A 14,079-nucleotide genomic window follows, 5' to 3' on the forward strand; every position below is an offset into this window, starting at 1 on the left:
GGAGCCGATGTTGGCTCGGCGGTCTGGACGGTGGGGGTCGCTGTTGGCTCGGCGGTCTGGACGGTGGGGGCCGCTGTTGGCTCGGCGGTCCGGGCGCCGGAGGCCGCTGTTGGCTCGGCGGTCTCCACGTCCGGAACCGCTGGCAGTCGCGCGGGGTCCCGGCCATGTGCGTACTGAACAGTCCGCATCTCCGCTCGCTCCGTTGGCGCAGGTCGGCAGGTGATGACTGGCCTCTGCTCTGGGGCGGCCGTGCGCCGGTGTGTCATCGGCCTTGCCGGGGTTCGCTCGTCCGTCGGTCGGGCCCGGCCATGATCGCCGTGCAAGCGGTGCAGCTTCTCGGCGTGTCGTCGCGCCAACCCGAACGTTCGGCGACGAGCGTGTTCGCGGCGAAACTCCTCACGTACGGGAGAATAGCGACGTGACGCGGTTCGGTCCCGCATCGAGGCCAATTCCGCCGTCGAGAAAAACTGAAGCTGCCGCATGCGTAAATTGTCTCGCAGCTCGTCCGCGCCGTTGCATTAAATGATCACGCAGATAAAGCGAGGGTCGTCACATCGAAATTGCCGGCGCCGGCGGTAGTGTGGTGTGGTTGTCGCGCCGAAGAGTTTTCTCCAATATTGGCTGGGTGCTGTCGTTGTGAGTTCACCGAAATGCAGACAGGCACACCGGTCGACTGCGCCTGGCAGGAAGCACAGTCCCGGCTGCTGCCGAGGCGCTTTCTCAGTCATCCGAGGTCGGACAGCGCAGCGGGTGATGTCGCGGTGATTCGACCAATTGGGCAGACGGTGCCGGGGCAGTTCGGCGAGCGTGGCCGGCGGGTCATCGATGTCGTTGACGACGAAGGGCGCCACGGCAACGTCGAGCGGCGTCCGGGGCCGAGGCGAGCGGGTTGCCGGGGTGGGGCGAGCGGGTCCCCGGGGGAGTGGGCTCGGGGCTGAGCCGAGCGGGTTGCGGGGGTGGGGCGAGCGGGTCCCCGGGGGAGTGGGCTCGGGGCCGAGGCGAGCGGGTTGCCGGGGTGGGGCGAGCGGGTTCCGGGGGAGGGAGGGGCTCGGGGCTGAGGCGAGCGGGTCGCCGGGGTGGGGCGAGCGGTTCCCCGGGGGAGTGGGCTCGGGGCTGAGGCGAGCGGGTCGCCGGGGTGGGGCGAGCGGGTTCCGGGGCGGAGCGAGGTGCCCGGGGCTGAGGCGAGCGGCGTTCGGGGCTGAGCCGAGCGGCGTTCGGGCTGGGGCGAGCGGGTTCCCGGGGGAAGGGCCCGGGGCCAAGGCGAGCGGGTTGCCGGGTCGGGCGAGTGGGCCGGGGCGAGGCGACGGCGCCCCGGGGAGGGGCGAGTGGGCCCGGGGCGGGCGAGCGGGCGATGGATCGGCGCAGCAAGAAGCCCCCATGTCCTCGCCGGGGGCGGGGCATGAGGGCTTCCGGCGCGTGGGGCGTGAGCTACCGGTGTTCCACGCGCGGGGCGCGGTTACAGCATTGACACGTGGACGTGGTCCGTGTGGTTGCTGGGGCCGTGGTAGTTCTTCCAGCCTGTCGCCGGGAACCAGATCATGCGGTTCCAGATGACGTAGAGGATGCCCAGGCGGTCGGCGTTGCGGACCAGGAAGGCCATCAGGTTGTTGCCGTACTCGCGGGTGTCCCGGTTGTGCCAGGGTGAGAAGCCGCTCTTCTGCAGCGACCAGTCGCAGGCTCGGCCCTTGGGGTGTTCGAACGGGCCGCCGTCGCGGTGGCAGCCCACGAAGCGGTTGAAGCCCGCCTTTTTGACTTCCTTGTACATGTGCAGCGTGCGGGCGGTGATGCAGCCGTTCGTGGTCGGGTCGTTGACGTTGCAGGCCTCGGGGCCGAACTCGCCGTCGGAGTTGCGGGGGGCGGGGGCCGCCACCGGGCTCTTGGCGAGCACGAAGCCGCCCGTCACCGTGTCGCCGCCGACGAGGGCCAGGGCCTTCTCCGCGGACTCCTTCTGCTTCTGCATCGCCTGCAGGTTCTGCTTCTGCGCCTTGACCTCCTGGTCGAGGCGGGCTTTGGCGGTCGCGACGGCGTCGATGGCCGCGTCGAGCTCGCGCAGCTTGCCGTCGTTGAGGGCGTTGATCTCCTCGAGCGAGACCGCCTTGTCGATGAAGCCGCCGGGTGAGCGCACGTTGAGCAGGAAGCCCATGGTGGACAGGCCGCCGGTGCGGTACTGCTGGGCCGCGACCGCGCCGACCTGCGGCAGCAGCGCGTCCCGCTTGGCCTCGGCGTCCTTGACCTGCAGGGCGAGGGCCAGCTGGTTCTTGGTCGACTTGGCGACCGCCGACTTGGCTGCGAGGTAGCGCCGGCCCGTGTTGTCGAGCACCTCGTTGAGCATGGGGTCGTCGTCGCCGTCGTCCGCGGTCGACGAGGTGCCGCCGCCCGGTGCCGCGCCGGCGGGCGAGGCGGGGGCCGCGATCAGCGTGATCCCGACGAGGGGTGCCAGGGCGAGAACGAGCCACCGGCGTGCTCTTGCCGTCATCCAGTTTCCTTCCGTGTCGCCGCCGACCGGGTTAGCTGACGGGTTCGGGACGGAAGCGATCCCTACCGCTCGTTGAGCGGATTCACCCCATTACTGCGTGGTTCCCCGGCTCGCCTCACGGCGATTGAGCGGTGGTCCGCCGGCACCTCGGGGGCGGTGCCTTCTCGGCAGTGACCGGCGGAAAGCTTACCTGACTCTCGGCCGTTCATCAGGGCTCGCGGCCCGCGAAGAAAGTGTTACGGCGCAACGACTTTCCGTCACCACTCGATGGCATGACGCAGGTCATACCGCGTAACCGCGCATCAATGCGAGTCGTTGTCTTTGTCCGCATCTAATTTGACGATGCGTGTTCATTTCGCAACCGAGAGTACGACACCTGTCGATAGTGCGAATCCATAGGTAGTGTTCGTCACGGTTCCATCACGGAACCGCCGCCCAATCGCCGAAAGGCGAGCCGGGGACCCATCCGGTAATGGGGTGAATCCGCAGCTCCTCGCGGTAGGGATCACTTCCGTCCCGAACCCGTCAGCTAACCCGGTCGGCGGCCGACGGAAGGAACGCACGTGAGGCTCCACCCTGTCCGCCGGCGATTAGCAACGGTCCTCGCCGTCCTCGCCGCCACCACGGGGCTCGCGCTCGTCGCCCCCGCCGGGGCCATCGCGGCCCCCCGTCCGCTCGCCGCGCCCGGAGACTCCGGCGACGACGGCGAGGGTGGCTCGAAGTCCCTCGTCGAGCAGCTGGAGGCCGCTTCCAAGGGCTTCGTCGAGGCCAAGGAGGCGCTCGACCGGTCGAAGCAGCGCCAGCAGCAGCTCGCCGCCAAGCTCAAGGAGATCGACGCCGAGCTCGGCCCGAAGCAGGGCGCACTGGACGACATCGTCCGGCAGTCGTACCGCGCCGGGCGGCTGGGCCCGATGAGCGCGCTGCTCACCGCCGACTCCACCGACGGCCTGCTGGATCGCGTCGCGACGCTGCAGACGGTCGCCGTCAAGCAGGACCGCGCGATCCGGGATCTCAAGGACGCGCGTACCAAGCAGGCGCAGGCCAAGACCGCGATCGACGCCGAGATCCGCGACCAGCAGCGCCAGGTCACGATCATGGCGAAGCGCAAGGCCCAGGCCGAGAACGCGTTGAAGGCGGCCAACGCGGCAGCCGACGACGGCGACTCCGGCGGCGCGCCGAGCGGCTCCAGCGGGTCGAGCGGCAGCAGCTCCCGGGCGTCGGCGGCGCCGCGCAACTCCGACGGCTCGCTGCCGAGCGAGTCGTGCAGCGTCAACGACCCGACGACCAGCGGCTGCATCACGCCGCGCACCCTGCACGCGATGCAGGAGGCGCAGCGGGCGGGCTTCAACCACTACGTGGCCTGCTTCCGCCACCAGAACAGTGGCGAGCACCCCAAGGGCAAGGCGTGTGACTTCGCCGCCGACAAGAACGGCTTCGGCGGGGTGGCGTCCGGCAGCAGCCGGGACTACGGCAACCGGCTGGCGAACTACTTCATCAACAACGCGAGCCGGCTGGGTGTGCTCTACGTCATCTGGTTCAAGCGCATCTGGCTGCCCAGCAGCGGCTGGAAGGCGTACAGCCGGGGCAACGGCGATCCGTCCAGCGACCACACGAACCACGTGCATCTGTCGATGCGGTGACCGGACGTACGAGAAAGGGGCGGCCCCGCGGCCGCCCCTTCTTCGTCACTTCTTGACGAAAGACTCGTACTCCTTGAGGACTTCCTCGGTGGGGCCGTCGCCGCGGATCTTGCCGGACTCGAGCCAGATGCAGCGCTCGCAGGTGTCCCGGATCGACTGCTCGCTGTGGCTCACCAGGAAGACCGTGCCGGCCTCGGCGCGCAGGTCACGGACCCGCTGCTCGCTGCGTTTGCGGAACTTCGCGTCGCCGGTCGCCAGCGCCTCGTCGATGAGCAGGACGTCGTGCTTCTTCGCGGCGGCGATCGAGAAGCGCAGCCGGGCGGCCATGCCGGACGAGTACGTCCGCATCGGCAGCGAGCTGAAGTCGCCCCGCTCGTTGATGCCCGAGAAGTCGATGATGTCCTTGACCTGCGACTTCACCTGGGCCGGGGACATGCCCATGGCCAGGCAGCCGAGCACCACGTTGCGCTCGCCGGGCAGGTCGTTCATCAGGGCCGCGTTGACGCCGAGCAGGGACGGCTGCCCAGCGGCGTAGATGGCGCCCTTCTCCACCGGCAGCAGGCCGGCGATGGCCCGCAGGAGCGTGGACTTGCCCGAGCCGTTGGTGCCGATGAGGCCGATCGCCTCGCCCTTGTACGCGACGAAGCTCACACCCTTGATGGCGTGCACCTCTCGCAGCGTGGCGGGCTTCGCGCCGGTGACGATCCGCTTGAAGCTGGCGAGCGGGCTGCCCGTACCGGCGCTGCCGGCCTGGTGGACCCGGTAGACGACGTGCGCGTCGTCCACGATCACGGTGGGTTCGCGCTGGTCAGCCACGGCCGTACCCCTTCTCTCCGCGCCAGAAGTAGACGTATCCGCCGAGGCCGACCACGAGCGCCCAGCCGATGGCCTCGAGCCACAGCACCATCGGGCTCGCCGCGAGCGGCACTTCCTCCATCAGTGCGTGGCGCATCAGGTCGATGAAGACGAGCAGCGGGTTGGCCTCGACGATGTACAGCAGCCACTTGTGGGAGTGCAGGAACTCGTTGGAGCTGAATTTGGTCACCGGGTAGAGCACCGCGGAGCCGTACAGCCAGATCCGCATGATGAACGGCACGAGCTGCTTGATGTCGGCGACCTTGGAGCCGAGCCGGGCGGCGGCCATGGCGAGGCCGGCGTTGAAGATCGACTGCAGCAGGAAGATCGGCACGACCAGGAGCCACTCCAGGGTCAGCGGCTCGCCGAAGCCCACCACGATGAGCATCAGCACGGCCATCGAGGCGAACATGTTGCGGACCTCGACCGTGGTGATCGCGAGCGGAAGGCTGGCGCGCGGGAAGTGCAGCGCGCGGATGAGCCCGAGGTTGCCGCTGATCGCCTGGACGCCCGCCTGCACCACCGACTGGGTGAACTGGAAGATGAAGACGCCGGTGCACAGGTACGGGACGAAGTTGTCCACCCCCCGCGCAGTGCTCAGCACGAGGCCGAAGATCACGTAGTACACGGCCGCGTTGATCAGCGGCGTCAGCACCTGCCAGAGCATGCCGAGGCGGGTCTTGCCGAGCGACGAGGTGACCTTGGCGTTCGCGTACGAGGCGATGAAGTGCCGGTACGACCACAGTTGCCGCGAGTAGGCCGGCAGGCTGGGCAAACGGCCGGCCGCGGTGAGGCCGTGCCGGCGGGCCAGCTCTCTCAGAGGGATGCCGGTGTCCGAATCGGCGACCGCCGTCTGTGTCATGGGGTGGCGCTCCGATCTGGTCGGTCCGTCGGGGTGGGACCTGGGTGACTTGCGCGGGAACACAGTAAACAGTCTGACGCGATGAAACGCCATCGTATCGACGTTGCGCCGAACTTATCCGACCAAACGTCGAAACGCAACCGTTGCGTCCTCGCGTATAGTGACCCTGTGGCGACAGCGAAACGCGCACCTGCCGGAGCGGCGGTGCTCCGCGGTGACATCACCGCGGCCATCCGGAACGCGGTGATGAACGAGCTGGCCGAGGTCGGCTACGGGCGGCTGTCCATCGAGGCGGTGGCGCGCCGGGCCGGGGTCGGCAAGACGGCGATCTACCGCCGGTGGAGCAACAAGCTGGAGATGGTCCTCGAGATCGTCTCCGGTGTGGCGGAGCGTAGCGTGCCGATGCCCGACACCGGTAGCTTCGCCACCGATCTGCAACTGCTGATGTTCATCGTCAGCAAGGCGCTCCAGCACCGGATCGCCTCCCAGATCATCCCCGATCTGATGGCCGAGGCCGCCCGCAATCCGAAGATCGCCGAGACGCTGCAGCGCGCGCTGCGTACCCACCAGCTCGCGGTGGGGGAGAAGATCGTCGGCCAGGCGGTCGAGCGCGGCGAGCTGCCCGCCGGCACGGACCCGGAGCTCGCGGTCGACCTCATGATCGGCCCGCTGTACTGGCGGCTGGCGGTGTCGCGCACCCCGATCGACGACGACTACCTGGAGAACCTGGCGGTCGTCGTCACCGGGGCGCTGCGCGCGAGCAAGCCCTAAGGGGCGGCGTTCAGCAGGTCCAGCACGCTGTGCTGGCAGCTGTGGTTGGTGCTGACGAACGGGCCGGCCCAATGGCTTCCGTACGCGTCGAAGCTGTTCCGGTCCTTCGCGTACGCCGATTCCACCTGTCGCCGCAGGTAGGCGTCGTACGGCCGCCCCACCGCCGCGTTGAGCACGCCCAGCCCGCGGATGAACGCGCCCTTGAACGTCACCCCGTCGCCGCTGCACTGGTCGGGTTCGTTGGGCTCGCGCAGGATCCCGTTGCTGTTGAGGTAGGTGCTCGTGGTGGCCGCGTCCGCGACCCGTCGCGCCACGGTGAGCGCGTTCGCGTCCCCGGTGAGCCGGTTGAGCTGCACCAGCGCGTTGATCAGCACGCCCTGGTTGTAGGTCCAGGTGACGTCACCGTTGTTGCGGCAGGTGCTCAGGTTCAGCCCGTCGTTGACCAGGTTCGAGCTGTTGATCATCCCGCTGCCCTGGAACCACGCCCAGCCGGCCCGGGCCCGCCCGCGGTAGACCGTGTCCCCGCCGATGCGCTGCGAGAGGGCCGCGTTCAGCTGGATGTAGAGGCTGTTCGCGATGGCGTTCTTCACCGTGCGATCGGTCTTCCAATAGATGCCGCCCCCGCACCGGGTGTCCCAGTACGCGTACATGTGGTCGGCGTCGGTCCGCGCGGTGCTCAGGTAGCGGCTGTCGCCGGTACGGTCGTAAGCGGCCACCCACGCCAGCCCCCACCACCCGCTGTCGTCCAGGTACTCGTTGCGGAACTGTCCCTGCAGCGCGTTGATCTGCTTGTCGTACGTGGTGGCGATCGCGTAGTCGTAGCTGTGCATGCCGCTGATCCGGCTGGTCTCGATGAGCGCGGTCAGCGCGTTCGCCCCGGTCCACCAGCCGTTGGTGTCGAAAAGCCCGTTGTTCCGGTCGTAGCGCATCATCAGCGCGGTGGCGGCGGCCGTACGCCGGTCCCAGGAGTTCCAGGTGCTCCGGGCCCACGCGGTGCAGACGAGCTCGGGCCGGTCGCCGGCCTTCCCGCAGGCGCGCAGCACCCCGACGCCGCGGGTGTTCCAGTCGTCGACGTTGAACATCGCCGTACGCCACCCGCCGGCGCCGGCCGGGACCGTGGTGTCGCCGAGCCGGCTGTCACCGGTCCAGGTGCGGCCGCCGTCGAAGGATCGGTCGAGCCAGACCTGGTCGCCGGGCTGCCCGTTGTCGACCGCCGCCCAGATCATGGCGTCGGTGTCGTCGACGTGGACCTTGAAGGAGCGGCCGTACAGGGTGGCGGTCACGGGGACCCGGTCGCCGGGGGAGAGCGCGGGGTCGCGGCCGTCGCAGTAGCGGTTGCAGACGGTGGCCGCCTGCGCGGCCTCGATGCCGTGGAGCTGCAGGGCGGTGGTGGCGGCGATCGCGGTGACCGCGATCCACTTCTTGTGACGCATGGGGATGTCACCTCTCGTGCGGGGGTACACGTCGGTAACAGTTAATAATGTAGTGAAATCGTTAACAGTCAATGTTCAAGATTCCCTCAAGGCGGCGGCCGGCGGGCCGAAAGGAGGGGTCCCGCCCCCGCGTACGCCTCCGGAGCACCATGCGAACCGTCCCTGTCGACACCACGATCTTCGGCACCGCGTCCCTGCTCGCCCTCGCGCTCGGCGGCGCCGAGAACGCCCTGCGGCCCGAGCCGCACCGGCCCGACGGCCCGCCCGAGGGCTTCACCGGGCTGTGGCGCAACGCCGACGGCACCGTCCGGCTCTGCCTCGCCGCCGACTGGTCGTACAAGGGCAGCGTCGCGGGCCGCCGCCGCGGCGCCAAGGGCACGTACCGCCGCGAAGGGGCGCACCTGCTGCTCAGCGACGAATCGGGGCTGCGTACCCCCGTCCTGGTCGCCGAGGACGGCCTCGAGATGGCCGGTCACCAGCTCTACAAGGCGTGACGCGCTAAAAGATCCCGGCGACGGGCCGATCGAACTGACATGCGGCTCATCAAGCTCCTGCTCCCGCTGCTCGCCCTGCCCCTCGCGACCGGCGGGTGCAGCGCGCTCGGGCTGGGGTCCGGATCCGCCACGCCGAGCCCGAGCGCCACACCGGCTCCGGGCAGCAACTGGATCGTGGTGGCCGGCGGCAGCGCCACGCCGAGCCCCGGAGTCGGCTACAGCGGCTCCCGGTCGCCCGCCCTGCCGCCGGTATCGTTCCTGCCCACGCCGCCTCCGGGTTGCGCGAGGGCGTGGACGGTCGATCCGGTGCTGATCCCGCTGCAGGTCACACCGGGTCCCGGGAGGCTGACCGTGACCTGGCCCCGGCAGTACGGCTCCGACTACCGGATCACCGCCGTCAAGCAGCCGCTCGTGTCCGGCACCCAGCCGCCGTACACGTGGCAGAAGGTCGCGGCGGGCAAGGGCTGCACCGTCACGGCGACGATCACCGGGCTCAGTCCGAAGGTGCCGTACGTCGTCTGGCTCGATGCGCCGGGCACCGGCTACGAGCGCGACGGGACGCGGCACCCGTACAGCGGCCGGTCGGAGGTCGTCTACCCCCAGTGACGGGCCTTCAGTCCGCTTGTGGGTGGCGGTGGGGTGGTTGGACGGGGATCAGGCCGCGGTGGTGTTGCGGCCGCTCCACTTGGCCGCGTACAGGCGGTCGTCGGCCGCTCGGAACAGCTGCTCGCCGGTCATGCCGGGTTTCCAGCCGGCCACGCCGACGCTGACCGTCAGGCGGACGTCGGCGAGGATCGCCGCGCGGGCCACCGCCGTACGGATGCGCTCACCCACCTCGGCCCCCACGGTCGCGTCCCCGCGCAGGAAGATGACGAACTCGTCGCCGGCGTAGCGGACGGCCTCGTCCCCGGCGCGGCAGTGCGCCCGCAGGATGGTCGCGACCTCGCGCAGGGCCCGGTCCCCGGCGCTGTGCGAGTACGCGTCGTTCACCGCCTTGAAGTGGTCGAGGTCGATGAGCAGCAGGCAGAGCGGGTCGTCGCCGGTCGGGGAGATCCCGTCCATCAGCAGGTCGAAGCGGCGGCGGTTGCCCAGGCCGGTCAGCGGATCACGCAGGATCTCCCGCTCGGCGCGGGCCCTGGCCGCCTCGATCTCCTCGCGCTGACGCGCCTGGCGCAGCATCGCGAGCCGCTGGAGCCGCAACTGCCACAGCTCGCGTACCTGGGCCTCCACGGTCTGGAAGAGGTCGCGGCTCGCCTGGCCGTCGTCGAGCGCGAGCGCGGTCAGCGCGAGCTCGAAGCGGATGATCGGCCGCTCGTCCGGGCGGGAGCCGAACTCCGGGAGGTCGCGGGCGGCGATGAACTCGCGGCGCGCCTCGTGCAGGAAGCCGTGCGCGCGCAGGCTGATCCCGTGCGCGAGGTGCGCCATGCGGGCGTACTGGTGGGTGCCGGCCGTGCGCAGCTCGCCGATCACCGAGCGGGCCAGCTTCTCCGCCACGTGCGTCTCGCCCAGCTTGGCCAGCGCGAGCGCGTGCACGGCCGTGACCGTGGGATCGGGGTGGTTCTCCAGCCAGGCGCGGGTGATCTCGGCGCTGCGGCGCAGGCGGCTGCGGGCCTCGTCGGCGCGTCCGACATGCGACAGCCGCAGTCCCCAGTAGAGCAACGTGACCGCGTGCACCAGGTCGAACGACGCGGAATGGTGCCGCAGGTGCTCGTACGCCCACGCCGCCGTCTCGTACAGCTCGGCCGCGGTGGCCGCCTCGGCGAACGAGCACATGGCCGACCGGCGCCGGTCGGTGTCGGCCGGCTGCTCGTCCAGCAGCACGCCGGCCCGGGCGAGGTTGCGCATGCAGTCCACGTAGTGGCCGCCGAGCATGTGGACCTGCGCCAGATCGCAGAGGGCCTTCGCCTCGCCGAGGGCCGAGCCGATGCGGCGGTACTCGTGGAGCAGCGACGATCCGAGGGTGTCGGCCTCGGGGATCCGCCCGAGGGCGAGCATGGCGTACATCTTGCCCTGCATGAGGAAACGGATGGTCTTCTCGTCCCCGACACTCCGGGCGATGGCCAGGTAGGCGTCGGCGGCGTCGACGGCCTCGTGCGCGAGCCCGTTGTTGGCCATCCGGTGCACGGTGGTGGCGAGCAGATGCAGCGGACCGTACGCGGTCACCGGCACCGGCAACCGCTCCTGCGAGATCCAATCCGCCATGACCCCAGTATCAGCAGTTCGAGCGTCAAGTAAATCCCCGTCGTCGACGATCGACGTCGGTCGACTGTCCAGTTCGGTACACCGGGGGCCTCACCGTCGATGCGTATCGTGAGACGCATGGGCTCGTGGGGCCGGCGACGGGCAGTCGCGGCAGCCCTGGCGGTCGAGATCGTGCTCGCCGGGGTGGCGATCGGCGCCGCCCGGGTCACGTCACCGCGGCTCGGTCCCGACTACGTCGCCATCCGGCGCGTTCCCGCGGGGGCCGCCGAGCCGGCCACCGGGTCGTACACCTGGGACTGCGGGCGCAACGAGAACGGGCACCGCAACACCGCGAACATCGTGGTCACGCCGCGCCGGGCCGGGCCGCCGCACCACGTTCACGATTACGTCGGCAACCTCGCCAACGACGTGGGCGCCACGGTCGAGAGCCTGCCGGGCGGCGGGACGACCTGCCCCAACGGCGACGAGTCGACGTACTACTGGCCGGTGCTCCGGATCGTCCACGACGGCGCCGGCGAGCACGGCGGAACGGTGCAGGTGCCCGCGGCCGTGACGCTGACCTTCCACGGCAATCCGCGCAGCCCGGTCGTGCAGATGCCGCGCCTGCTGCGGGGAGTGGTCGGCGATGCGTACGCGTACACGAACGGCGGCGCGCTGGCCGCTCCGGTGTGGAGCTGCGGTGGCGAGGAGCGTCGCCGGACGATGCGCTACCCGATCTGCCCCGCGGGGCACCGGGTGCTGCGGACCTTCGACTTCCCGAGCTGCTGGGACGGCCGCCGCCTGGACAGCAGGGGACACCGGCAACATCTCATCTTCCCCGAGCCGGGCGGCGGGTGCCCCGAGTCGACCTTCGCCGTGCCCCGGCTCGAGGTGGTCGTCGCGTACGCCGTGCCCGTGGGCGTCCGCTACCGGATCGACACCTTCGACGCGCAGCGGCACAGCCCGCGTACCGATCATGCGTTCTTCGTCGACCTGATGCCGGACGCCCTGATGGACGAGGTGGTCGAGTGCCTCAACGCGGGCCGTACGTGTGTCAGTTCCCGGGGCTGACCGGGTCGGCCGGCGCCGGCTGGATGGCGTCGGGCAGCGGCTTCGTCCGGCCACCCGAGGGACTCACCGCGAACCACGTGCCGTTCACGCCCTGGCCGAGGATGTCGCCCGGCTTCTCGTCCCGGGCGAAGAAGTAGACCGGCTGACCGTTGATCGTCACCTGGCAGTGGCCGTCGGCGCGTTCGACGTACCCGAGGATCTTCGGGTCGAGGCCCTTGGGGAAGATCTTGCCGGGCGACTTGATCAGCAGCGGCGGCCAGACCTTCGCGCAGTCGCCGTTGCAGGTGGCCTTCGGCGGCTTGTTGCCGTCCTTGTCGAAGCGGTAGAGCGTGCGTCCGGCGCCATCGGTGACGTACGTGCCGATCTGCGCGTTCTCCTTGGCGTTGAGCTCGACGGTCCGGCTGCCCTTGCGGATGCTCCGCGGCGGGGTGACGTCCTTCCTGGACTGACCGCTGTAAATCTTCACCCACTTCTGCTTCTTGGCGACGGTGGGTTCCGGGACCGGGGTGGCGGGCGGGTCGGGTGTCTCGGCGGCGATTTCCTGCGTCGGTGGCCCGTCGTCCGGCTCCGGCGGCACGTCGGCGCTGGGCCCGGCGGCCGGCGCGGCGACGACCTCGACAGCCGGCGGCACATCGGCACGGGCACAGCCGGTCAGAGCCAGGACGCTCACCGCCACGGCCGCGGATGCCAAGCTGATGCGCTTCATGATTCCCCCTGCGGACGAAGCAAATGCCCCCCACACGCCACCGGCCCGGATCCGGTTCAGAGAAATCTTGGGAGACCGGTGAACCGGATCCGCCGGCCGTGCGTGTGAGGGGAGTCAGACCGACGAAACGGGGGTCGAGGGTGGCCGGACACGCGCTCCGTCCGGCCAGCCTCGGCGTGAGAACCGCCGTGACCGGGGGGATGAGATGCCGGGGTTGAGGCTCCAACGTCGCCGGGAGGTGGCTGATGAGGCGCTGGTCAGATCGCTCTTCGCCGAGCACGGACGGGCGATGCTCGCGTACGCGACCCAGCTGACCCGGGACCGGGCGGCCGCCGAGGACGTGGTCCAGGAGGCCCTGGTCCGCGCGTGGCGGCATCCCGACAGCCTGGTCAACGGCAAGGGATCCGTCCGGGGCTGGCTGCTGACCGTGGTGCGCAACATCGTCACCGACCAGATCCGGGCCCGCAACGCCCGCGCCCCCGAGGTACGGGAGAGCCCGATGGATGTGGCCTCCGACGACGACCACGCCGAACGGGTGGTCAACTCGATGGTCGTGGTGGACGCGCTCAGCCGGCTCTCCACCGAGCACCGCGAGGTCCTGGAACAGCTGTACCTGCAGGGCAGCACGGTCACGGAGGCGGCGAAGACGCTGGGCATCCCGCCCGGGACGGTCAAGTCGCGCTCCTTCTACGCACTCCGGGCCTTACGCGAGCTGAAATCGCTGAGCCCCGCCGGAACGGAACGGTCTGCATCATGAAGACGAATCACGTGGACCTCGCCGGCTACCTGACGAAGTCGCTGGACGCGGAGCAGCGCCACGAGGTCGAGGCGCACCTCGCCGACTGCGACGAGTGCCGCACCGAGGTGGAGACCCTGCAGGAGTGGACGATGGCGCTCGAGGCCGTGCCCGAGGCGATGCTGCTGGACGGGCCCCCCGACGACGCCGACCTGCTGCTGCAGCGCACGCTGCGGCAGATCCGCGCCGAGTCCGCCGGGAGGCGGCATCGGCGCACCGCGCTGGTGGGAGCCGCCGCGGCGGTAGTGGTGGCGGCGGCGATCGCCTCCGGGGTCGCGGTCGGCCGGTCGACGGCCGATCAAGGTCCGCCGGTGGCGCAGCCGCCGGTGACCCAGTCGCAGCCGACCACTGCGCCGGGCACCCGGACGGCCACCGCGGTCGACCCGGGCACGGGCGCGCGGATCACGGTCGCGGTGGCGCCGGCGCCGGGCTGGGTGCGGATCAAGGCCGCGGTCTCCGGCATCCCCCAGGGCGAGCGGTGCCGGCTCGAGGTCGTGGCCAAGAACGGTACGGCGGTGCTCGCCGGCAGCTGGCTCGTCTCGGAGGCCGGCGCGGCGGACGGGACGACGCTCGACGGCAGCGCGCTCGTCCCGCCCGACCAGGTCGCGTCGGTCCGGGTGGTGACCGAGGAGGGGAAGACGTACGCCAGCGTGACCGTGTGACGCGGGGCGGCTGAACCGCCCCGCGCCGGCCTCAGTGCTCCGCGGCTTCCGGACGGCCCTGCCGGGGCAGCGGGAAACTCAGCGCGAACGCGGCCGCCAGCAGGAGCAGTGCCACGGCGAGGCTGACGATCG

The 14,079-nt window shown here is 70.4% G+C and carries 13 protein-coding genes and 2 riboswitches; of the genes, 7 read left to right on the forward strand and 6 right to left on the reverse strand.

Annotation, left to right across the window (positions count from 1 at the left end; genetic code table 11):
• Nucleotides 1–1,456: 1,456 nt before the first annotated feature.
• Entirely contained in the window at nucleotides 1,457–2,476 is a 1,020-nt protein-coding gene (locus AB0K03_RS10355) for a hypothetical protein (protein ID WP_364682804.1), read from the reverse strand.
• Between the two features lie 3 nt (nucleotides 2,477–2,479).
• Nucleotides 2,480–2,617: riboswitch (cyclic di-AMP (ydaO/yuaA leader) on the reverse strand.
• 281 nt (nucleotides 2,618–2,898) lie between these two features.
• A riboswitch (cyclic di-AMP (ydaO/yuaA leader) is annotated at nucleotides 2,899–3,036 on the forward strand.
• 3 nt (nucleotides 3,037–3,039) lie between these two features.
• On the opposite strand from AB0K03_RS10355, the gene AB0K03_RS10360 reads away from it, so the two are divergent.
• On the forward strand, nucleotides 3,040–4,116 hold the full coding sequence (locus tag AB0K03_RS10360; protein WP_364682806.1) for a hypothetical protein: 1,077 nt from the start codon (nucleotides 3,040–3,042) through the stop codon (nucleotides 4,114–4,116).
• Between the two features lie 45 nt (nucleotides 4,117–4,161).
• Here the strand turns inward: AB0K03_RS10360 and AB0K03_RS10365 are convergent, their stop codons facing one another.
• Both AB0K03_RS10365 and AB0K03_RS10370 read right to left on the reverse strand, forming a co-directional pair.
• The gene (locus tag AB0K03_RS10365; protein ID WP_364682807.1) at nucleotides 4,162–4,932 is read right to left on the reverse strand and encodes an ABC transporter ATP-binding protein; all 771 of its coding nucleotides are present in this window, start codon (nucleotides 4,930–4,932) and stop codon (nucleotides 4,162–4,164) included.
• Entirely contained in the window at nucleotides 4,925–5,833 is a 909-nt protein-coding gene (locus tag AB0K03_RS10370; protein WP_364682809.1) for an ABC transporter permease, read from the reverse strand. Before AB0K03_RS10370 ends, AB0K03_RS10365 begins: the two co-directional genes overlap by 8 nt.
• Before the next feature lie 168 nt (nucleotides 5,834–6,001).
• Here AB0K03_RS10370 and AB0K03_RS10375 point away from each other — a divergent pair, with 168 nt between their 5' ends.
• Nucleotides 6,002–6,604, forward strand: coding sequence for a TetR/AcrR family transcriptional regulator (locus tag AB0K03_RS10375; protein ID WP_364682810.1), 603 nt, complete (start codon nucleotides 6,002–6,004; stop codon nucleotides 6,602–6,604).
• Here the strand turns inward: AB0K03_RS10375 and AB0K03_RS10380 are convergent.
• Entirely contained in the window at nucleotides 6,601–8,037 is a 1,437-nt protein-coding gene (locus tag AB0K03_RS10380; protein WP_364682812.1) for a glycoside hydrolase family 76 protein, read from the reverse strand. The two genes, AB0K03_RS10375 and AB0K03_RS10380, sit on opposite strands and share 4 nt — an antisense overlap.
• 149 nt (nucleotides 8,038–8,186) lie before the next feature.
• Here AB0K03_RS10380 and AB0K03_RS10385 point away from each other — a divergent pair, with 149 nt between their 5' ends.
• Nucleotides 8,187–8,531 carry a hypothetical protein gene (locus AB0K03_RS10385; RefSeq protein WP_364682813.1) on the forward strand — a complete coding sequence of 115 codons (345 nt, stop codon included), beginning with the start codon at nucleotides 8,187–8,189 and terminating at the stop codon, nucleotides 8,529–8,531.
• 39 nt (nucleotides 8,532–8,570) lie between these two features.
• Entirely contained in the window at nucleotides 8,571–9,137 is a 567-nt protein-coding gene (locus AB0K03_RS10390; RefSeq protein WP_364682815.1) for a hypothetical protein, read from the forward strand.
• 48 nt (nucleotides 9,138–9,185) lie between these two features.
• On the opposite strand, the gene AB0K03_RS10395 is transcribed toward AB0K03_RS10390, so the two are convergent.
• Nucleotides 9,186–10,733 (reverse strand): GGDEF domain-containing protein, encoded by a 1,548-nt coding sequence (locus AB0K03_RS10395; protein ID WP_364682817.1) that lies wholly within the window; start codon nucleotides 10,731–10,733, stop codon nucleotides 9,186–9,188.
• 117 nt (nucleotides 10,734–10,850) lie between these two features.
• On the opposite strand from AB0K03_RS10395, the gene AB0K03_RS10400 reads away from it, so the two are divergent.
• Nucleotides 10,851–11,783 (forward strand): DUF1996 domain-containing protein, encoded by a 933-nt coding sequence (locus AB0K03_RS10400; RefSeq protein ID WP_364682819.1) that lies wholly within the window; start codon nucleotides 10,851–10,853, stop codon nucleotides 11,781–11,783.
• On the opposite strand, the gene AB0K03_RS10405 is transcribed toward AB0K03_RS10400, so the two are convergent.
• Complete coding sequence (locus AB0K03_RS10405; RefSeq protein WP_364682821.1) at nucleotides 11,767–12,489, reverse strand: hypothetical protein; 723 nt, start codon at nucleotides 12,487–12,489, stop codon at nucleotides 11,767–11,769. The genes AB0K03_RS10400 and AB0K03_RS10405 overlap by 17 nt on opposite strands.
• 205 nt (nucleotides 12,490–12,694) lie before the next feature.
• On the opposite strand from AB0K03_RS10405, the gene AB0K03_RS10410 reads away from it, so the two are divergent.
• Both AB0K03_RS10410 and AB0K03_RS10415 read left to right on the forward strand, forming a co-directional pair.
• Entirely contained in the window at nucleotides 12,695–13,246 is a 552-nt protein-coding gene (locus tag AB0K03_RS10410) for a sigma-70 family RNA polymerase sigma factor (protein ID WP_199516961.1), read from the forward strand.
• Nucleotides 13,243–13,947 carry a zf-HC2 domain-containing protein gene (locus tag AB0K03_RS10415; RefSeq protein WP_364682823.1) on the forward strand — a complete coding sequence of 235 codons (705 nt, stop codon included), beginning with the start codon at nucleotides 13,243–13,245 and terminating at the stop codon, nucleotides 13,945–13,947. The genes AB0K03_RS10410 and AB0K03_RS10415 overlap by 4 nt, the downstream gene beginning before the upstream one ends.
• Nucleotides 13,948–14,079 lie beyond the last annotated feature (132 nt).

It is taken from the genome of Actinoplanes sp. NPDC049316 (assembly GCF_040677315.1).
In the GTDB taxonomy this organism is placed as follows: Bacteria; Actinomycetota; Actinomycetes; order Mycobacteriales; family Micromonosporaceae; genus Actinoplanes.